This is a genomic window from Alteromonas sp. P256, assembly GCF_036864455.1.
In the GTDB taxonomy this organism is placed as follows: Bacteria; Pseudomonadota; Gammaproteobacteria; order Enterobacterales; family Alteromonadaceae; genus Alteromonas.
This window is the reverse complement of the sequence record NZ_JAZETM010000003.1, coordinates 168,439-187,024: the sequence shown is the minus strand read 5'-3', so window position 1 is coordinate 187,024 and position 18,586 is coordinate 168,439. Positions and strand designations below refer to the sequence as shown.

At 44.0% G+C, this 18,586-nt stretch carries 18 protein-coding genes; 12 read left to right on the top strand and 6 right to left on the bottom strand.

What is annotated here, in order from left to right; translation table 11 throughout:
* Positions 1 to 51: 51 nt before the first annotated feature.
* The 4 genes from lipB (at position 52) to V7R39_RS06420 (ending at position 3,594) form a co-directional block, all read left to right on the top strand.
* Positions 52 to 636 carry a lipoyl(octanoyl) transferase LipB gene (gene lipB, locus V7R39_RS06435; protein ID WP_416359979.1) on the top strand — a complete coding sequence of 195 codons (585 nt, stop codon included), beginning with the start codon at positions 52 to 54 and terminating at the stop codon, positions 634 to 636.
* Positions 629 to 1,591: a lipoyl synthase gene (lipA, locus tag V7R39_RS06430; RefSeq protein ID WP_032096513.1), complete on the top strand. Its 963-nt coding sequence runs from the start codon at positions 629 to 631 to the stop codon at positions 1,589 to 1,591. Before lipB ends, lipA begins: the two co-directional genes overlap by 8 nt.
* Positions 1,592 to 1,732: 141 nt before the next feature.
* The gene (gene ansA, locus V7R39_RS06425) at positions 1,733 to 2,740 is read left to right on the top strand and encodes an asparaginase (protein WP_163107068.1); all 1,008 of its coding nucleotides are present in this window, start codon (positions 1,733 to 1,735) and stop codon (positions 2,738 to 2,740) included.
* 11 nt (positions 2,741 to 2,751) lie between these two features.
* Positions 2,752 to 3,594: a DUF2797 domain-containing protein gene (locus V7R39_RS06420; protein ID WP_334029462.1), complete on the top strand. Its 843-nt coding sequence runs from the start codon at positions 2,752 to 2,754 to the stop codon at positions 3,592 to 3,594.
* Between the two features lie 95 nt (positions 3,595 to 3,689).
* Here the strand turns inward: V7R39_RS06420 and V7R39_RS06415 are convergent, their stop codons facing one another.
* Complete coding sequence (locus tag V7R39_RS06415) at positions 3,690 to 4,241, bottom strand: NAD(P)H nitroreductase (RefSeq protein WP_334029460.1); 552 nt, start codon at positions 4,239 to 4,241, stop codon at positions 3,690 to 3,692.
* 489 nt (positions 4,242 to 4,730) lie between these two features.
* On the opposite strand from V7R39_RS06415, the gene V7R39_RS06410 reads away from it, so the two are divergent.
* The 3 genes from V7R39_RS06410 (at position 4,731) to V7R39_RS06400 (ending at position 7,586) form a co-directional block, all read left to right on the top strand.
* Positions 4,731 to 4,919: a hypothetical protein gene (locus V7R39_RS06410; protein ID WP_334029458.1), complete on the top strand. Its 189-nt coding sequence runs from the start codon at positions 4,731 to 4,733 to the stop codon at positions 4,917 to 4,919.
* A gap of 145 nt (positions 4,920 to 5,064) precedes the next feature.
* A complete protein-coding gene (gene sppA / locus V7R39_RS06405) occupies positions 5,065 to 6,930 on the top strand; it encodes a signal peptide peptidase SppA (RefSeq protein ID WP_334029456.1) in 1,866 nt (621 codons plus the stop codon).
* A gap of 146 nt (positions 6,931 to 7,076) precedes the next feature.
* Positions 7,077 to 7,586 (top strand): SprT family zinc-dependent metalloprotease, encoded by a 510-nt coding sequence (locus tag V7R39_RS06400; RefSeq protein WP_334029858.1) that lies wholly within the window; start codon positions 7,077 to 7,079, stop codon positions 7,584 to 7,586.
* On the opposite strand, the gene yfbV is transcribed toward V7R39_RS06400, so the two are convergent.
* Entirely contained in the window at positions 7,583 to 8,032 is a 450-nt protein-coding gene (gene yfbV, locus V7R39_RS06395; protein WP_163107073.1) for a terminus macrodomain insulation protein YfbV, read from the bottom strand. The two genes, V7R39_RS06400 and yfbV, sit on opposite strands and share 4 nt — an antisense overlap.
* A 394-nt stretch (positions 8,033 to 8,426) precedes the next feature.
* Here yfbV and trxB point away from each other — a divergent pair, with 394 nt between their 5' ends.
* The 4 genes from trxB to infA all read left to right on the top strand — a co-directional run bounded on the left by trxB (position 8,427) and on the right by infA (position 11,205).
* Positions 8,427 to 9,392: a thioredoxin-disulfide reductase gene (trxB, locus tag V7R39_RS06390; RefSeq protein ID WP_163107074.1), complete on the top strand. Its 966-nt coding sequence runs from the start codon at positions 8,427 to 8,429 to the stop codon at positions 9,390 to 9,392.
* A gap of 50 nt (positions 9,393 to 9,442) precedes the next feature.
* Positions 9,443 to 10,201 carry a leucyl/phenylalanyl-tRNA--protein transferase gene (gene aat, locus V7R39_RS06385; protein WP_334029452.1) on the top strand — a complete coding sequence of 253 codons (759 nt, stop codon included), beginning with the start codon at positions 9,443 to 9,445 and terminating at the stop codon, positions 10,199 to 10,201.
* Entirely contained in the window at positions 10,198 to 10,911 is a 714-nt protein-coding gene (locus V7R39_RS06380) for an arginyltransferase (protein WP_334029450.1), read from the top strand. Before aat ends, V7R39_RS06380 begins: the two co-directional genes overlap by 4 nt.
* Before the next feature lie 75 nt (positions 10,912 to 10,986).
* Complete coding sequence (infA, locus tag V7R39_RS06375; RefSeq protein WP_013784390.1) at positions 10,987 to 11,205, top strand: translation initiation factor IF-1; 219 nt, start codon at positions 10,987 to 10,989, stop codon at positions 11,203 to 11,205.
* Between the two features lie 84 nt (positions 11,206 to 11,289).
* Here infA and clpA read toward each other — a convergent pair whose 3' ends face one another.
* On the bottom strand, positions 11,290 to 13,566 hold the full coding sequence (gene clpA, locus V7R39_RS06370) for an ATP-dependent Clp protease ATP-binding subunit ClpA (RefSeq protein WP_334029441.1): 2,277 nt from the start codon (positions 13,564 to 13,566) through the stop codon (positions 11,290 to 11,292).
* A gap of 24 nt (positions 13,567 to 13,590) precedes the next feature.
* Complete coding sequence (gene clpS / locus V7R39_RS06365) at positions 13,591 to 13,911, bottom strand: ATP-dependent Clp protease adapter ClpS (RefSeq protein WP_032096522.1); 321 nt, start codon at positions 13,909 to 13,911, stop codon at positions 13,591 to 13,593.
* Between the two features lie 208 nt (positions 13,912 to 14,119).
* Between clpS and cspD the strand changes: the two genes are divergently transcribed.
* Positions 14,120 to 14,338 carry a cold shock domain-containing protein CspD gene (gene cspD, locus V7R39_RS06360; protein ID WP_032096523.1) on the top strand — a complete coding sequence of 73 codons (219 nt, stop codon included), beginning with the start codon at positions 14,120 to 14,122 and terminating at the stop codon, positions 14,336 to 14,338.
* A gap of 427 nt (positions 14,339 to 14,765) precedes the next feature.
* Here cspD and V7R39_RS06355 read toward each other — a convergent pair whose 3' ends face one another.
* Both V7R39_RS06355 and V7R39_RS06350 read right to left on the bottom strand, forming a co-directional pair.
* On the bottom strand, positions 14,766 to 15,635 hold the full coding sequence (locus V7R39_RS06355) for a polyphosphate kinase 2 family protein (protein ID WP_334029438.1): 870 nt from the start codon (positions 15,633 to 15,635) through the stop codon (positions 14,766 to 14,768).
* Positions 15,636 to 15,902: 267 nt separating this feature from the next.
* Positions 15,903 to 18,122, bottom strand: coding sequence for an NADP-dependent isocitrate dehydrogenase (locus tag V7R39_RS06350; RefSeq protein ID WP_334029436.1), 2,220 nt, complete (start codon positions 18,120 to 18,122; stop codon positions 15,903 to 15,905).
* Positions 18,123 to 18,586: the final 464 nt, after the last annotated feature.

Sequence of the window (18,586 nt, the reverse complement as noted above, 5' to 3'; positions counted from 1 at the left end):
GTCATTATTCGCCAGTTGGGACGTCAATCTTACGAACCTATTTGGCAAGCAATGCAGCGCTTTACTGATGAGCGTGACAATGACACTACTGATGAAATTTGGTTAGTGGAACACGACCCTGTGTTTACACAAGGTCAAGCTGGAAAAGCAGAACATATATTGTTGCCTGGCGACATTCCTGTTGTACAAGTTGATAGAGGTGGTCAAGTCACCTATCACGGCCCAGGTCAGCAAGTAATTTATCTGCTTTTAAACATTAAACGTAGAAAATTAGGCGTAAGACATCTGGTTACCGCAATGGAAGAAGCGGTGGTAGGGTTGCTAGCCCCCCATGATATTAGTGCTTATCCCAAGCCAGACGCGCCGGGCGTATATGTCAACGAGCAAAAAGTTTGCTCACTTGGCTTAAGAATACGTAATGGATGCTCATTTCATGGACTAGCGTTAAATGTTAATATGGATTTATCACCGTTTCAGCGTATTAACCCATGCGGCTATGCAGGTATGGAAATGACGGACACCGCGCGTCTTAACGGTCCCGATTCGCTTGAACAGGCTGGCGATGAGCTTGTACGCTTATTATTAGAGGCGCTTTCCTTTACGGAAACAACATATAAAGAAGGTTTTGATGAGTAACGCACGACCTACAGCGGGGGTAAAACTCCGAGATGATGAAAAAGTAAAACACATTCCAATCACCATTGTTCCCACTGAAAAGGAAGAAATGCTGAGGAAGCCTGAGTGGATCAAGATTAAACTTCCCCGCTCTACGGAAAAAATTGATCACATCAAGCGTACGCTTAGAAAGAACAATCTGCACTCGGTTTGCGAAGAAGCAAGCTGTCCAAACTTGGCTGAGTGCTTTAATCATGGTACTGCAACGTTCATGATCTTGGGTGATATATGCACACGTCGCTGCCCGTTTTGCGATGTTGCTCATGGTAAGCCATTACCACCAAGCGCTGAAGAGCCTGAAAAGCTAGCTAAAACCATTGCAGAGATGAACCTTCGCTATGTGGTTATTACGTCTGTTGACCGAGATGACTTGCGCGATGGTGGTGCACAGCATTTTGTAGACTGCATTAATGCCATTCGAGAGCATAGTCCTACTACTACTATTGAAGTGCTAGTACCCGATTTCAGAGGACGAATGGACCGTGCGCTTGAGATATTTAAAAATGGTGAGCCTGATGTGTTCAATCACAACTTAGAAACCATTCCTCGCCTTTACCGCGAATGTCGTCCTGGCGCCAATTATCAGTGGTCTCTTGATTTGCTTAAGAAGTTTAAAGCGCAGCACCCTCACATTAAAACCAAGTCTGGTTTGATGATGGGTATGGGTGAAGAAAACGAAGAGATCCAAGGTGTATTAAGAGACCTTCGTGATCACGACGTTGATATGCTGACGCTAGGTCAATACCTACAGCCCAGCCGTCACCACTTCCCTGTGAAGCGATATGTGCACCCTACTGAGTTTGATGCTCTAGGTGATTACGCGAAAGAGATAGGATTTACCCACGCTGCGTGTGGTCCAATGGTACGCTCGAGTTACCATGCCGATCAGCAAGCTGCCGGTGTAGAAGTAAAATAGACATATCTATGTCAATTAGAGGCGGCCGTTAATAGCGAGCCGCCTTTTTTGTATAACGAGTGACAAAGTAAGGACGACTGCTAAAATGCAGCCACACTTATTTATCGCAAAAAATTGCAAAAAGCAGACAACAGGGTATTCATGCGTAAACATATTTATATCGCCTATACAGGCGGCACCATAGGGATGAAGCCATCGAGTCAAGGGTATGTGCCTGCTGCTGGGTTCTTAACAGAAACTCTGGCGAAAATGCCTGAGTTTAACCGCAGTGAAATGCCGCTTTTTACTATTCATGAGTACGACAATTTAATCGACTCTTCGGATATGAGCCCATCGGATTGGCAGCGAATTGCAGACGATATAGCTGATAACTATGACGACTACGACGGCTTTATTATTTTGCATGGTACCGACACCATGGCCTACACGTCGTCAGCCTTAAGCTTTATGCTCGAAGATCTCGCTAAGCCGGTGATAGTGACGGGCTCTCAAATACCGCTGGCTGAACTGCGCTCAGATGGTCAGGTAAACCTGTTAAATGCCCTGTTTATTGCCGCCAACTTCCCTATCGCTGAAGTCGGGTTATTTTTTAACAATCGTTTACTGCGCGGAAATCGCAGCCGTAAGGTAGATGCAGACGGCTTTAATGCATTTGACTCGCCCAACTTTCCTCCTTTACTAGAGGCCGGAATAAATATTCGCCTTAAAGCAGGTGAATTAGCAAAAGCGTCAGATAAAAAGCTGACCGTTTCTAATGTCTCCGCTCAGCCCATCGGCATGGTGAGCCTGTACCCGGGAATTGCGCCTGAAGTCATTAAAAACACGCTGCAGCAACCGGTTAATGCACTCATACTATTAAGTTATGGTGTGGGGAATGCACCTCAAAACCCAAAACTAATTGAGCAGTTGCAATACGCTAAATCTAGAGAAATACCGGTGGTTAACTGCACTCAATGCATACGCGGAAGAGTAAACATGGGTGGGTATGCAACCGGCCATGGCCTTCAAGAGGTTGGCGTGCTTTCGGGCAGTGACATGACCCCAGAGGCTGCACTAGCAAAACTGCATTATTTATTAAGTAAAAATCTATCGTTTGAACAGATCAATTTACTGCTCACCGCCAACCTGCGTGGCGAGTTAAGCGAATAAGGTACTAAATTTTGACACAAAGTTATTCTGGTGCACTACGAAAAATGCGTACTCATGCATTTGATAATAGTGAAGTTTGCTACGAACTCCCTATTGGAGATAGCAGCGTAGACATGAACGCACTGATAGGACGGGAGATTTCATTGTCCTTTAGCAATGAAATTCACTGTGTTCACTGCAGCCGAAAAACCAAAAAGAGTTTCAACCAGGGTTATTGCTACCCTTGCCTAATTTCACTTGCTCAGTGCGACAGCTGTATTATAAAACCTGAAAAGTGCCACTACCACGAAGGTACGTGTCGCGAGCCAGAATGGGGAGAGGCCCACTGCTTTAACGAACACTTTGTCTACTTAGCTAATACAGGCAACGTGAAAGTGGGTATTACCCGAGAAATAACCGAATCTGTCTCGCCTCGCTGGATGGACCAGGGCGCAACGCAAGCCACGGTTATGCTGCGCGTACCAGACAGATTAACTAGCGGGCTTGTGGAAACGTTGTGCAAAAAACATATTGCCGATAAGACAAACTGGCGCACCATGCTAAAAGGCAAGCCAGAAGACGTGGATTTAATAGCAGTAAAACACGAGCTCATGGAGAAAATTTCCGATGAACTTGCTGCGCTAAAGCAAGAAAAAGGGCTTCAAGCTATATCTGAGGTAGAGTCAAAAGTACATCAAATCAACTTTCCGGTAGACACCTACCCAGAAAAAATTAAGTCGATTAATCTCGACAAAACCCCTGACTTTTCTGGTGAGCTTAAGGGTATTAAAGGGCAATACTGGATGCTTGATGGCGACAGGGTTATCAACATCCGAAAATTTGCTGGCTATAACGTCACGCTTCAAGTTTTCTAAAGCCTTATCTTATAGATGCCACAAAGAAAATTAACTGATAAAGGGCGCACGCAATGTGCGCCTTTACATTTATTTAAAGTAGCTAGTGATTTTCATTAACTCCAATGCTCAAAAAACGCAGTAGTGTCACGTTCTGGCTTTCGTGCTGGCTCGAAAGCTGGCGTGCCTAAATACAAAAAACCAACGAGTTCGTCTTCTTCTGACATCCCCAGCCCACTTTTGACAACGGGACACTGTGCGTAGCTACCGGTGCGCCACATTCCGTTAAACCCTTGTGCTACCGCCGCCATCTGCATGGCCATAACACCACAAGAGGCAGACGCTATCTGCTCAACACGAGGGACTTTTTCGTGCTCTTTATATTGTGCAATGGCAACAATGACCATAGGCGCACGCAAAGGAAGTTGTGGTGCTCTATCTATTTCTTTCTGACTTTTGTCGTTTTCAATTGCAGACGTTTCAAAAAGTGACCCAAGCTTATTTAACCCTTTACCTTGGCATACCACAAATCGCCATGGGGTAAGGCAAGCATGATCAGGGGCACGTAATGCCGCTTGCATAATGTTTTCCAGCGCATCTCCGCTTGGAGCAGGCTCGTTTAAGCGTGGCTGAGAGCTTCGATTAAGAAGTAGAGTTAGTGCATCCACTTTGGGGCCTCCTTATTAACGCCATCGTTGTATAGCGTCTAAATCATTAAAACCTAATAAAACGCCATGGCGCTAAAATTTCAATAAAAATCGTTTTCGTTCGCAGTGCAATCTTACGGAGGACATACCTGCATGTCGACCCAATCCCACCAGTTTTGACATTAATGTTGGTATTTTAATCACAAAGGTGTTTTGTAAGCCTTATTCATCTTTAGTTGGTCTGAAATAAGAGTTAATTGTTGTGTTCAAACGTTATCTCGTCGTTATCTTAGCAACTAAATATAAAACATAACTAAGAACTTCTTTACTGTGTATTGGTCTGAGATACTTTTAATAGCGTAAATATTAACGTGCAAGTAAAAACTAACAGCATCGCTTCTTAAACTGGCTTTTCTGTGCGGGTTGGTTTTACGCGATTAGCTTGTGCGAATCAGACAGGTGCGCCGGACATGGGCGATGAGTGCGTATTTAAGTTTTAAAGGTATGGAATTGAAAAAATCATCTAAAGTGCCATCTACTCACTCTCCATTATCTCGTATGATGAAAAAAGGCCAGGCAAAAACAGGGTACAAATCTACCTCTGGCAATCTGCTTATGCAGATGAGTGAAAATGATCACAAACGAATCGCTACGCTCATAGCACATTGGTTAAATGAAGATGATAGAAAACTAAACTGACGGACTATTTACAAAAAATTACAATTAACTTAGCGATCTTATGCGAAACAGGTAACATAATGACATTAGTGTAGTTGGATTTACCATCGCACATAACGCTCAAAAATTTGAAAAGCAATCACACTTTAGAAAAAGGTAGTAAAATATGGCGGCCAAGGGAAATTGGACTAAATCCTTGTTTATTGGCTTGTGGACGGTACTGAACTTCACCCGCAAACTTTTCTTCAACGTAATATTCATTGTAATTTTCGTTGGCATCATCATGGCCATCGCGAACCAAGACGGTGAGCAGCTAACAGTTAAATCCGATAGTGCGCTTTATCTTACACTTAACGGCCAGCTGGTGATTGAAAAAGAGAGCGTTGACCCCTTCGAGCAGTTTTTGCAAGAGTCATTAGGCAGCGAACCCGATAATCCAGAGGTGCTTGTACGCGATGTTGTAGATGTGCTTGAAAACGCGGCAAAAGACAGAAGAATTAAAGCACTCGTACTAGACCTACAAGGACTTACTGGTGGCGGCCTAGACAAGCTTCGGGTTGTTGCCCAGGCCATAGAGGCATTTAAAGAATCTGAAAAGCCTGTTTACGCAATAGGCGACTATTACTCTCAAGATCAATACTACTTAGCAGCTCAAGCTGACAAAGTGTACCTTAATCCTATGGGCGGCCTTTTGCTTGAGGGTTACGGCCGTTACGGTATGTATTTTAAAGACATGCTAGACAAGCTCAAAGTGACTACGCATATATTCAGAGTGGGCACATACAAGTCGGCAGTCGAGCCGGTCATGAGAAATGACATGTCTGCTGAAGCAAAAGAAGCAGAAAAGCAGTGGTTAGACGGCTATTGGAAGCAATATAAAGAAGATGTTGCAGCCGCTCGCGGTATAGACGTCACTAACTTCGATGAAACGGCTAACGAATTGCTGTCTAAGTTTGAGGCTGCTGGAGGTGATTTCGCTCAATATGCCCTTGATAACAATTGGGTAGATGCACTCAAAACCCGAGAAGAAGTAAGACAAGAGCTTATCGAATTAGTGGGTGAAGGTGATAACCAGCAAGGAATCAACCTAACGGCCTTTAACACCTACTTAAAAGTCATTAATCCTCCAATGCCTAAGATTAATAATGATATGGATAAGGTGGCAATTGTAGTGGCAAAAGGTACCATTTTAGATGGGAATCAAAAAGCCGGTACCATTGGTGGCGACAGCACAGCCCGATTACTACGTCAGGCTCGCTTAGACGACAATATCAAAGCAGTTGTACTTCAAATAGACTCACCTGGCGGCAGTGCTTTTGCCTCAGAAGTGATTCGCCAAGAAATATTACAACTGCGCCAAGCGGGTAAGCCGGTTATCTCTTCAATGAGTACGTACGCAGCATCTGGCGGTTACTGGATTGCAGCAAGCACTGATAAGATTATTGCAAGTCCGAGCACAATCACAGGGTCAATTGGTGTGTTTGGTATGTTTATGACGTATGAGAATTCACTAGACTATTTAGGCATACACAGCGATGGCGTTGGCTCTACTGACATTGCAGGCTTATCGCCAGCAAGAGCCCTGTCTCCGGCGTTTGGACAAATTCTTCAGCGCAATGTGGAGAACACCTACGGAAACTTTCTATCATTAGTAGCAAACGCTAGGGACATGACTGTTGAAGAAGTCGACACTGTTGCTCAAGGGCGTGTGTGGATTGGTGAAGACGCATTAGAGTTAGGTCTTGTTGATGAGCTTGGTGAGCTTGATGATGCAGTAGCGACTGCTGCTGAATTCGCTGAACTAGAAAGCTACGACACAGTGTATGTGCAGCGCAGCCTTTCTGCTCAAGAACTGTTTTGGAAAGAATTCTTTGGTCAGGCTATGACATTTGCTGGTAAATGGCAGTTCGCTAACAGCAACTCTGCGCTTATCAATGAATTTAAACGCGTTATGGGTGAGTTTAATACCCTCAATGAGCTTAACGATCCAAAAGGCACGTACATATTGTGCTTACCCTGCGATGTGAGATAATCATTGATTTAATCTACCTCACAATGCTTTGAGAAAACGCCGTTTGATACGGCGTTTTTTATAGATGTACCTTTTTCAATTTTACTTATGTTTAACTCTGCCTTCGGTACTCACTTTGTGGCAGCGTACCAAACTGAAAGCCTGTAATTAATAGGACAAATGCCATCGCTACTCGTGACTTATCTGAGCAACAGCAACAAGAAATTCATACTGCGCTAACTGCTTGTTATGACAAAGCAGAAAAATATTTTAATAGGCAATTCGTCCGCCCTCACCTGACGTTTCGACGCTCTGGTAAAAACGCTGGCACGGCATTCCTACAGCAAAATAGAATCAATCTGCACCCATTGCTGTTTAAGCAAAACCAACAGGCATTTTTAGAAGAAGTGATACCTCATGAAGTAAGCCATCTTCTGGTTTGGACTTTATTTGGAAGGGTGAAGCCTCACGGTAACGAGTGGCAGAGCATTATGATTGAGGTATTTGGATGTGAAGCAAAAACAACGCATAGCTTTGATATCAAAGCGGTGACGAACACCGTGGCTTATTCCTGTGACTGCAGTGAGCATGCCCTGTCAATGCGACGCCATAAAAGCATTATCACCGGTACACGCTATCGCTGTAGAAAGTGTAATACAGAACTCAGCCAGAATTAATTAAACCAATTCTCGGTAAACGCATTGTCTAGGTCTTTGAACGCTGTCTTAAGTAACTGCGCTAATTCTTTATATTTTGGCTTTGATTTAACTGAAGCGACTTTACAGCCCTGTGAGCGCATTGAAGAATGAATTTCTTGATACCAACTGTTTAACTGGGGCGGTAAATATTGGTCAGAGCGATGGCCTAACCATAGCAAGCCTTGTATGGGGAGACTAAGAAAAAACATACCCATGGCGATAGTCTGTGGAATAAACTGCGTACCTAAGTTTTGAAGCAACAGTAAACATATCACCATGGTGGCTGGTGGCATGGTCTTTATAGCGAATTTAGTGGCAGCCACAACTCTGCACTCTGGGAAAAAACCATACAGCTCTTTCCTCATAGGCCATGTTTTCATGTATTGTTGACCATCTTTCAACATTGCCATCACTGACTGAGACATGCTTCACCTCTAAACGTGCGTATTGCACCACGCACTGATTTATTGCCTTTCGTAAATTGTAATCTTCTTTACGTTTAATACAAGAAACACCGACGTCTTGCCCACTTTTTCTACCGTGTTTTTGTGATAGATTGCCGATTCTTAATTTATAATATCTGAAATTTCAAAATTTATATCCACGTAGATGTTCGAATATTGATATCCTAGCGCTCATTACGAGGTTTTGAGTCTTGGCGAGACATTTCGAATTGCTTCGCCAGCACTTTTTTCAGCATACATGGCTGAAAAGAATGGGGCTTTAAAGGTTGATTTAAATCCAAACGACCTCACTTTCTTTTGTACAAATTTTTGAATAGTCTACATACCCTGTTGATGGGTGTTATTGGAGAGGAAAATGTCAGAAAGCAGACACGTCCGTCTACTTATTTTAGGTTCGGGTCCTGCGGGTTACTCGGCAGCAGTTTATGCAGCACGTGCTAACTTAGAACCGGTTCTATTAACCGGTATTCAACAAGGCGGACAGCTTACGACCACCACCGAAGTTGAAAACTGGCCTGGCGATCCTGAAGGACTAACGGGACCAGACTTGATGGTTCGCATGCAAAAACATGCTGAAAAATTTGATACTGAAATTATTTTTGATCACATCAACAAAACTGACCTCAGCAAGCGTCCATTCACCCTACACGGTGATAACGGTACTTACACCTGCGACGCACTTATCATTTCTACTGGTGCATCAGCAAAGTATTTAGGCCTTGAGTCAGAGCAAGCCTTCATGGGTAAAGGCGTATCAGCATGCGCAACCTGTGACGGATTTTTCTATCGCAACCAAAAAGTAGCGGTTGTTGGCGGTGGTAATACCGCGGTAGAAGAAGCACTCTATTTGTCTAACATTGCTTCTGAAGTTCATGTAATCCATAGAAGAGATACTTTCAGAAGTGAAAAGATCCTTGAACAGCGTCTACGAGACAAAGCGGAAAACGGCAACGTTGTATTGCATCTGAATAAGACATTAGATGAAGTACTTGGTGATGATATGGGTGTTACAAAAATCCGAATCAAAGATACCGACGGCGATGCCACTGAAGAGCTTGATGTAATGGGCTTATTCATCGCCATTGGTCACAAGCCAAACACAGATATCTTTGCCGACCAACTCACCATGAAAGACGGCTATATTGTTGTGAACAGTGGTTTGCACGGCAACGCCACACAAACTAGCGTTGAAGGCGTTTTTGCCGCTGGTGACGTGAGTGACCACGTTTATCGTCAGGCGATCACGTCTGCCGGCACTGGCTGTATGGCAGCACTTGATGCAGAAAAATTCTTAGACGGAATGGCTTCTGAACAAGGGTAATCACGAAATAGGCCTTACTTATCCTGATAGGAATTTGTGAGGCCTCTCTTATGCTAGCACTTCACTACATTGAAAATGATGCGCCTTTCCCTCCAGTAAATGAGGCGTTAGACGATCCCAATGGCTTGCTTGCTTTTGGCGGCGACTTAAGCCCGCAACGTTTGTTTTCTGCCTACTCTCAAGGCATCTTTCCCTGGTTCAGTGATGACGAGCCCTTATTATGGTGGTCTCCTGACCCGCGAGCCATTATTGATCTAAGTGGCGATTTAGGTGGCTTCTGCGTTTCAAAAAGTTTAAAGAAACTCGTCAGACAGCGAAAATACACGGTAACCCTTAATCATGCATTTGATAGAGTTATTGATACTTGCTCTGCAATACCTCGGGTTACGCAATCTGGATGCGGCGTATCTAACGAAACCTGGATTACAGACGATATGAAAGCCGCCTATTCGCAGCTTCATGGCTTAGGCATTGCCCACTCTGTTGAAGTATGGGAAAACGAAGAACTCGTTGGCGGCCTTTACGGCGTAGGTATTGGTAAGGTGTACTGCGGTGAGTCTATGTTTCACAAGAAAAGTAATGCATCTAAACTTGCAATGGTTGCCCTTGTTGAACATATGCGTTCACAACAGATGGCATTTATAGATTGCCAGTTACCTACAGAACATTTGGCCTCACTGGGCGCACGCACAGTCAGCAGAAACGACTTCATTAAGATGCTAAAAGAGAATAATCAGACAGTAAATTCTCAGGGCGAGCTAAGCTCTGAGTATGTACAGCGCTGGCGTCCGAGGGAAATAACGCCATGAAGTTTGGTATTACTCAATCATTTTCGTGTAGCTATCTTCCTGACGAGGAAGAACGTTTACTGGTATATGCAGAGGAAGATGCATTTTTATCAGCGCGCTATTCACAGCTCATTCAAGCTGGCTTTAGACGCAGTGGCGAGCAAATTTATCGTCCCCACTGTGTTAGCTGTAATAAATGTCAGTCTGTGAGGATACCCGTTGATGCCTTCGCCCCCTCTCGCAGCCAAAAGCGGATTTTAAAAGGAAATGCCACACTATCTGTAAAGTTAAGCACTTCTTTAAAGCCAGAATATTATCCGCTATACGAACGCTACATCAACGAACGGCATTCGGATGGGTCTATGTACCCGCCCTCCTATGAGCAATTTGACAATTTTTTAAGCTGCACATGGATGGCGCCGCATTTTTTGGAAGCTTATGACAATGATAAGCTTGTAGCGGTTGCAGTAACCGACGTACTAGAGGACAATGCACACACTAGCGCGCTATCGGCGTTGTACACCTTTTTTGACCCTGACTATGCTGCTTCATCTCTCGGTACGTGGATGATCCTCATGCAAATTGAGCAGGCAAGGTCAGCAGGCCACCATTACGTTTACTTAGGGTACTATGTGGAAGGCTGTCAAAAAATGAACTATAAGCACAAATTTCACCCCTTTGAACAGCTTATAGACAACCAATGGCGTCTATTTACTAAAAAACCAGCTTAATCGCTTTACACTGCACGCAAGATTGGTTAATGTCTGCGCGGCAAAAATTTTGAATTACTGAGGTAACTGCTTTACATGGCAAAAGAAGATTGTATTGAAATGGAAGGTACGGTGCAAGACACTCTACCTAATACTATGTTCCGCGTAGAACTAGAGAACGGTCACGTAGTGACTGCACATATTTCTGGTAAAATGCGTAAGAACTATATCCGAATTCTTACTGGCGATAAGGTCACTGTTGAGATGACTCCTTATGATTTGACCAAAGGTCGTATCATTTATCGCGCAAGATAATGAGCCATTGAAGCGGTAACGCATAAAAAAAGCCCGATAATTTTTTAATTATCGGGCTTTTTCATTCTTGAAAGCCTTGCACAATTAACTAGGCTCAGCTTGTTCTGACTTCGTATCCACGCCGCTGTATTCAAACGTTAATTTGTCATCAACGTAATCCACTTTCACGTTTCCGCCTTTCGCCAGCTCACCAAACAGCAGCTCATTGGCAAGTTCTTTCTTAAGCTCATCTTTTATCAGACGTGCCATTGGGCGCGCACCCATCGACTTGTCATACCCTTTTTCAGCCATGTAAGCTCGTGCTTCAGAGGTCACCTCTAAAGACACACCTTTCACGTCTAACTGGGCCTGCAATTCGATAATGAACTTGTCTACCACCTGTAGGATGATTTCAGCATCTAAGTGATTAAACCAAATGATGCCATCAAGACGATTGCGGAACTCAGGGGTGAATATCTTATTGATTTCACTTAGCGCATCGTGGCTGTGATCTTGTTGCTTAAAGCCAATCGACTTACGCACGGTTTCCTGAACGCCAGCATTCGTTGTCATCACTAGCACAACATTTCTGAAATCAACTTTACGGCCGTTGTTATCAGTCAGTGTGCCGTGGTCCATTACCTGCAACAATATGTTGTAAATATCGCTGTGAGCTTTCTCAATTTCGTCCAATAGCACAACTGAATACGGGTTTTTAATTACCGCATCAGTCAACAACCCGCCTTGGTCAAACCCAACATAACCTGGAGGCGCACCAATTAGGCGACTTACAGCATGACGCTCCATGTACTCAGACATATCGAAGCGCACTAGCTCAACACCCATAATATTTGAAAGCTGTTGAGTCACCTCCGTTTTACCTACACCGGTTGGACCTGCAAATAAGAAACTACCAATTGGCTTTGTTTCAGCGCCTAATCCAGAGCGAGAGAGCAATATAGCGTCATTGAGGGTCTCTATCGCTTTGTCCTGACCGAACACTACCATCTTAAGGTTGCGCCCTAGGTTTTTAAGTACTTCTTTGTCAGATGCCGATACGGACTTCTCAGGTATACGAGCCATTTTCGCAATAATTTGCTCTATATCACCCACATTGATTGTTTTCTTGCGCTTTGAAGGTGCAAGAAGACGCTGACTAGCGCCCGCTTCGTCCATTACATCAATGGCTTTATCCGGCAAATGTCTCTCATTGATATACTTCGCAGACAGCTCTGCTGCAGCCTGAATCGCTTTTTGCGTGAAGCGCACATTGTGGTGATCTTCGTAACGGCTTTTCAGTCCAAGTAAAATCTTCGTCGTGTCGCTAACACTTGGTTCAGTCACGTCAACCTTTTGGAAACGACGCGCTAAGGCACGGTCTTTCTCAAAAATACCTTGGTATTCTTGGTACGTCGTTGAACCAATACAGCGTAATTCACCGCTTGATAATTTAGGTTTTAGTAAGTTAGACGCATCCATGACGCCGCCAGAGGCAGCACCTGCACCAATAATGGTGTGAATTTCATCTATGAATAATATGGCGTGTTCATCTTTGCTTAGCTCTTTAAGGATAGCCTTAAGACGTTTTTCAAAGTCGCCGCGATATTTTGTTCCCGCTAATAAACCGCCAAGGTCAAGAGAGTAAACGGTACTCTGGGCAATGACATCAGGCACGTCGTCGTTCACAATACGATAAGCTAACCCTTCGGCAATGGCCGTTTTACCCACACCCGCTTCACCAACAAGTAGCGGGTTATTTTTCCGACGTCTGCATAAGATTTGAATCGTACGTTCAACCTCTGCATCACGGCCGATAAGGGGATCAATTTTGCCATCTTTAGCATGGCGGTTTAAATCGGTAGCGTATTTACCTAACGCTGTGCCGTTTTCTTCGCCGCTCTCAGCCTCTTCTGGGGTTTCAGAATTGATAGACTCATCATCTTCGGCTTTACTCACACCATGGCTGATGTAATTAACCACATCCAATCTGGTGACGTCTGCTTTCTTGAGAATGAAAACCGCTTGTGACTCTTGTTCGCTAAAGATTGCTACTAGCACGTTTGCGCCAGTCACTTCATCTTTACCTGAAGATTGAACATGAAAGACCGCGCGCTGTAACACCCGTTGAAATCCAAGCGTTGGCTGGGTTTCGCGTTCGTTAAGCTGCTCGTCAAGAATTAGCGGCGTTGTATCTTTCACAAAAGATAGCAATTCGCTTTTAACGGCCTCAACGTCTGCGCCACACGCTTTTAATGCATCGCGAGCTGCTGTGTTGTCCAGCAATGCCAACAACAAGTGCTCTACCGTCATAAACTCATGACGGTGCTCTCTGGCAAATACAAACGCACTGTTTAGCGTTTGTTCTAATTCTTTATTTAACATATTGCTCGCCCTCTACAAATTGCCTTATGCCTGCTCCATAGTGCACATCAATGGGTGCTGATGTTTGCGTGCGTACTGATTGACTTGCATCACTTTTGTTTCTGCAATCTCAGCGGTAAACACACCACAAACCGCTTTACCTTGATAATGCACGGTAAGCATAAGTTGATTGGCTTTCTCAGCGTCCAAATTGAAAAACTGCGTGAGAACCTCTATAACAAAATCCATTGGTGTATAGTCGTCATTATTCAACAACACTTTATACATGGGAGGCGGCTGCGGCTTTTGTCGCTGCGCGTCTTTTTGCTTTTCCTTTTCGATACTAATAGCGTTGTCTTTACTCATAACTTAATAATAGTGTGTTACTGGCAGATGTCGTTAAACTTTTGGATAAAATTAATTCACATTAGCTCTTGACATAATATGGTTAAAAAATCTACATTTTGATAGTGACATTGAGTATCTGTCTATATCGATACTCAATACACTATGCTCTCGGATCTATAATGGGGGCATAAACGTGTGAGTTCAAGGATTAAGAGGAAGTCGAAGTATGGCGGTTGGCAAAGTTAAATGGTTTAACAACGCGAAAGGTTTTGGGTTTATCGTTCCAGAGGAAGGTGGTGATGATATATTCGCTCACTACTCAACAATTCAGATGGAAGGTTATCGCTCATTGAAGGCTGGTCAAGAAGTTCAGTTCGAGGTGCAACAAGGTCCTAAGGGCTTGCATGCAGAGAACATAGGTTTTGTAGAAGAACCAGAGCGTTAAAGAAAAATTCTAAGCAGCCCGACTGCCATGTCGGGCTCTTCTAGCACTCTTTTTTCCGGTCAACATTAAAGGAAAAAGAGCGGGTTTTGTCGTTCCAAATATTACCTATTCCTTTCAGGTTCACGGTCCTTCCTTACCAAATCACATTGTTTCGCGGCGTATCCTAAGCCTTAAATCTCCGCTTTCTTAATTCAAATCTCCGCTTTCTTAACTCAATTTGCACTCGAATATCGCGCTTTTTTAAACAAAACCCCGTTCCGTTTCGTATTTTTAATCAAAATTCTCTTCAAATATGGATAAATTGTAATAGCTATGGGTGGATGTAAATCACATGCCGCTAGCTAGGTTAGCATCTTTTAATCGAACAAAACCCTTTACCCAATTAGACTTTCCAATAGAAAAACATAAAAAGCTCGAAAGCAAAAAGCTAGATACCCGGTAACTCATCAGTAATATTAAGTTCTTGCGTGGCCATTGCTATTAAATCTTCATCAAGAGGTGGCGGCACAATATCCACATCAGCGCTTAACACCTCAACAATAGCGCGCAGCACTTCAACCCTAGCTTGCCACTTATGCTCGCCATCAATAATTTTCCATGGTGCAAATGGCGTGTTTGTGTTGGCAAACATGTCATTAATTGCACTAATATAATGATGTCGTTGCTTACTGTTATGTAAATCTTCTGCAGTGAGCTTCCAACGTTTATAAGGATTGCGAAGTCTTTCTTCAAAGCGTTTTCTCTGCTCTGCCGCTGAGATATGCATAAACAGCTTTACAATCCGAACGCCGCTATTGTGAAGTGTCTCTTCAAACTCGTTTATTTCTCGGTAACCACGCCGCCATTGTGCGTCACTGGCCAATTGATCAACACGTTCGACCAACACTCTTCCATAATGGGAACGGTCAAATATAGTCATATTCCCAGGGGCTGGAACATGATGCCAAAAGCGATAAAGAAAATGCTTTGCTTGGTCTATTTCATCAGGCTTAGTCACGGGTAATACTCGCACGCCGCGGGGATCGAGCTTTTCGGTAACTCGTCTTATCGCACCGCCTTTACCCGATGCGTCCCAGCCTTCAAAAATAATCAATGCGCGTCGATTTTGATGAAAATACGCCTGCTGAACGTGAAAAAGCTGTTCTTGAAGGGCTTTCTCTTCTGCTTTGTAAGTCTCTTTATCCGTAAAGCGGGACGCAGGAAACTCATGCACAAGAGTGAGTGTGTCCGCGATTTCCTGCTTTTGCTTTTCAGGCTTTTCGCTCGACACCACCGAACTTTGTTCTTTTTCGTTCATGATGAAACTCCCTTCGCATTGCGCTTTATTGATTTAAGCTGCGGCCTATTGATTTAAGTCGCGGGCCTCAGGCTCCAGCTTCGACACACTAGCTAAAACTGACGCAGAGATAGACGTAGACACGACATGTCGGCACTTAAAATAGGCGCTAGCCTTTACATCTACCATAGCAGAAAGAGGCTTTAGGGCGGAAAAAAGACAATAAAAAAACCCAGAAGCAACACTTCTGGGTTTTTGGTATGTGCGCTATCAACTGAGCTAAAGCTCTTAAGCGCCGATAATCGCTTTAAGCGTCTCACTAGGTGACATTGCAGCGAAAACCTTGTCTTCGTCTGGGTAGTAGTAACCACCAATTTCTTGCGCTTTGCCCTGTGTCGCATCAATCTCTGCAATAATGTCGTCCATTTTTGCAGAAAGTTCGTCATAAACAGACTTAAACTGCGCGGCAAGCTCAGCATCTTCGCTTTGATTCGCTACTTCTTGTGCCCAATACAGACCAAGGTAAACGTGGCTACCACGGTTATCAAGCTGCCCTGCTTTACGCAGTGGTGACTTACCGTTGTTAAGCAGTGCTTCAGTTGCCTTGTCTAATGCTTGTGCAAGAATTTTTGCTTTCGGGTTTTTATGCTTAATAGCAACATCTTCTAGAGACACGGCTAACGCGAGGAATTCGCCTAGTGAATCCCAACGTAAATGGCCTTCTTCAACAAACTGTTGAACGTGCTTCGGTGCTGAACCACCCGCACCTGTCTCGTAAAGGCCACCGCCAGCCATCAATGGAACAATGGATAGCATCTTAGCACTGGTGCCAAGCTCTAAAATTGGGAACAAATCAGTGAGGTAATCACGAAGCACGTTACCGGTTACCGAAATAGTATCTAGCCCGCGAATTGCGCGCTCCATGCTGTAACGAATAGCACGTACTGGAGACATTATTTGAATGTCTAAGCCAGATGTATCGTGATCTTTTAGGTAGGTATTCACTTTCTCAATAAGCTGGGCATCGTGTGCACGCTCATCGTCTAGCCAAAATACTGCAGGCATGCCTGATTGACGTGAACGAGTCACCGCTAGTTTCACCCAATCTTGAATAGGCGCGTCTTTCACCTGACACATACGCCAGATATCGCCTTCCTCAACGTCATGGGAAATAAGCACGTTGCCGTCTTGGTCTACGATAGACACTGTACCATCAGCTTCTAGCTCAAATGTTTTATCATGAGAACCGTACTCTTCTGCTTTTTGCGCCATTAGGCCGACGTTTGGCACTGTACCCATTGTTGTTGGATCGAACGCACCATGCGTTTTACAGAAGTTAATCGCTTCTTGATAAATAGTCGCGTACGTACTTTCTGGAATAACCGCTTTGGTATCGTGTGCTTTTCCATCCGGTCCCCACATTTGACCAGAGTTACGGATCATTGCAGGCATTGACGCATCTACAATAACGTCACTTGGTACGTGAAGGTTTGAAATGCCTTTGTCTGAATTAACCATCGCCATTGGTGGTCTATCTGCGTAACACGCATTGATATCTTTTTGGATTTCAGAACGCTGACTTTCAGGAAGGGTCGCTATTTTGTCGTAAACGCTACCTAAACCATTGTTAGGGTTAACGCCTAACTCTTCGAAAAGGTCGCCGTACTTGTTGAACAGGTCTTTGTAGAAAACTTTGACACAGTGTCCGAATACAATAGGGTGCGACACTTTCATCATCGTTGCTTTCACGTGTAGTGAGAACAATACGCCTGAATTTTTCGCATCTTCAATTTGTTCTTCAAAGAATTCACAAAGCGCTTTTTTGCTCATGAACATACCGTCGATAACTTCGCCAGCTAGCAAATCTACACGTGGCTTAAGGGTTTTCTTGCTGCCATCTTTACCCGTAAATTCAATGCTTACGTGACCGTCTTTTTCAACGGTAACCGACTTTTCTGCCGAGTAGAAATCGCCGCCGCGCATGTGAGCAACGTGTGAGCGAGACGCTTGAGACCATTCGCCCATTGAGTGAGGATGCTTACGCGCAAAGTTCTTAACTGCTGTTGGTGCTCTGCGGTCAGAATTACCTTCACGTAGTACAGGGTTTACTGCGCTACCAAGTACTTTGCTGTAGCGTTCACGAATCTCTTTGTCTTCATCGGTCTTCGGCGAGTCAGGAAAGGCAGGGACATTGAACCCTTTGTCGTTAAGCTCTTTGATGGTTGCGCGAAGCTGTGGAATTGAGGCGCTGATGTTTGGAAGCTTAATGATGTTTACATTAGGATCTTGAGTCAAATCACCAAGTTCAGATAATGCATCCGGTACTTTTTGCTCTTCTTTCAGATATTCTGGGAAGTTTGCTAAAACACGGGCAGCTAGTGAGATGTCGGTTAGCTCAACATCGATGCCTGCCGCAGCAGCAAATTTCTTGATAATTGGAAGTAACGAATACGTTGCCAACATTGGCGCTTCATCCGTCTTCGTATAGATGATCTTAGACTTGGTCATTATATACCTCTGTTAAGTCGGCAGAGTGCTGCCGTTTTAATCCATTTTGTTGCAACAACCCGCTACAAAAGGTAACGCCCACGGTCATTGCAATACGTAATTACTCTTTCGCCTTACAAAGTATTGCTGTCTGTAAACGCGATAATTTTCTTTCGTCTTCATTTTCCGCCGCGCATCCTTTTATCAATGTGCTTAAGCAGCGTATCTTTGCGGCAATCAATGCTACAAATCATTGCAACAAACGCCCTTCACATATCACTCTGTCATTTTACAACGGATAAACGAATGCACAGCCTATTACATTGGCTGCGTTAATTAGTATAGGGTCGAAAGTTCGAGTTACAAGTCATACCATTGTCTTAGCTATAAAGATCAACGTATTAATTGGCAATTTGGTCTGAAAAGGCAGAGAAATACCCTATATAAATAGTATTTGAAAATTCAGGGGAAACACAGGAACCTTT

What these genes read in the sequence shown, in the direction of transcription:
- lipB (WP_416359979.1), top strand. Translation starts at nt 52, where the DNA reads ATGCAGCGCTTTACTGATGAGCGTGACAATGACACTACTGATGAAATT.
- lipA (WP_032096513.1), top strand. Translation starts at nt 629, where the DNA reads ATGAGTAACGCACGACCTACAGCGGGGGTAAAACTCCGAGATGATGAA.
- ansA (WP_163107068.1), top strand. Translation starts at nt 1,733, where the DNA reads ATGCGTAAACATATTTATATCGCCTATACAGGCGGCACCATAGGGATG.
- sppA (WP_334029456.1), top strand. Translation starts at nt 5,065, where the DNA reads ATGGCGGCCAAGGGAAATTGGACTAAATCCTTGTTTATTGGCTTGTGG.
- yfbV (WP_163107073.1), bottom strand. Translation starts at nt 8,032, where the DNA reads ATGTCTCAGTCAGTGATGGCAATGTTGAAAGATGGTCAACAATACATG.
- trxB (WP_163107074.1), top strand. Translation starts at nt 8,427, where the DNA reads ATGTCAGAAAGCAGACACGTCCGTCTACTTATTTTAGGTTCGGGTCCT.
- aat (WP_334029452.1), top strand. Translation starts at nt 9,443, where the DNA reads ATGCTAGCACTTCACTACATTGAAAATGATGCGCCTTTCCCTCCAGTA.
- V7R39_RS06380 (WP_334029450.1), top strand. Translation starts at nt 10,198, where the DNA reads ATGAAGTTTGGTATTACTCAATCATTTTCGTGTAGCTATCTTCCTGAC.
- infA (WP_013784390.1), top strand. Translation starts at nt 10,987, where the DNA reads ATGGCAAAAGAAGATTGTATTGAAATGGAAGGTACGGTGCAAGACACT.
- clpA (WP_334029441.1), bottom strand. Translation starts at nt 13,566, where the DNA reads ATGTTAAATAAAGAATTAGAACAAACGCTAAACAGTGCGTTTGTATTT.
- clpS (WP_032096522.1), bottom strand. Translation starts at nt 13,911, where the DNA reads ATGAGTAAAGACAACGCTATTAGTATCGAAAAGGAAAAGCAAAAAGAC.
- cspD (WP_032096523.1), top strand. Translation starts at nt 14,120, where the DNA reads ATGGCGGTTGGCAAAGTTAAATGGTTTAACAACGCGAAAGGTTTTGGG.
- V7R39_RS06355 (WP_334029438.1), bottom strand. Translation starts at nt 15,635, where the DNA reads ATGAACGAAAAAGAACAAAGTTCGGTGGTGTCGAGCGAAAAGCCTGAA.
- V7R39_RS06350 (WP_334029436.1), bottom strand. Translation starts at nt 18,122, where the DNA reads ATGACCAAGTCTAAGATCATCTATACGAAGACGGATGAAGCGCCAATG.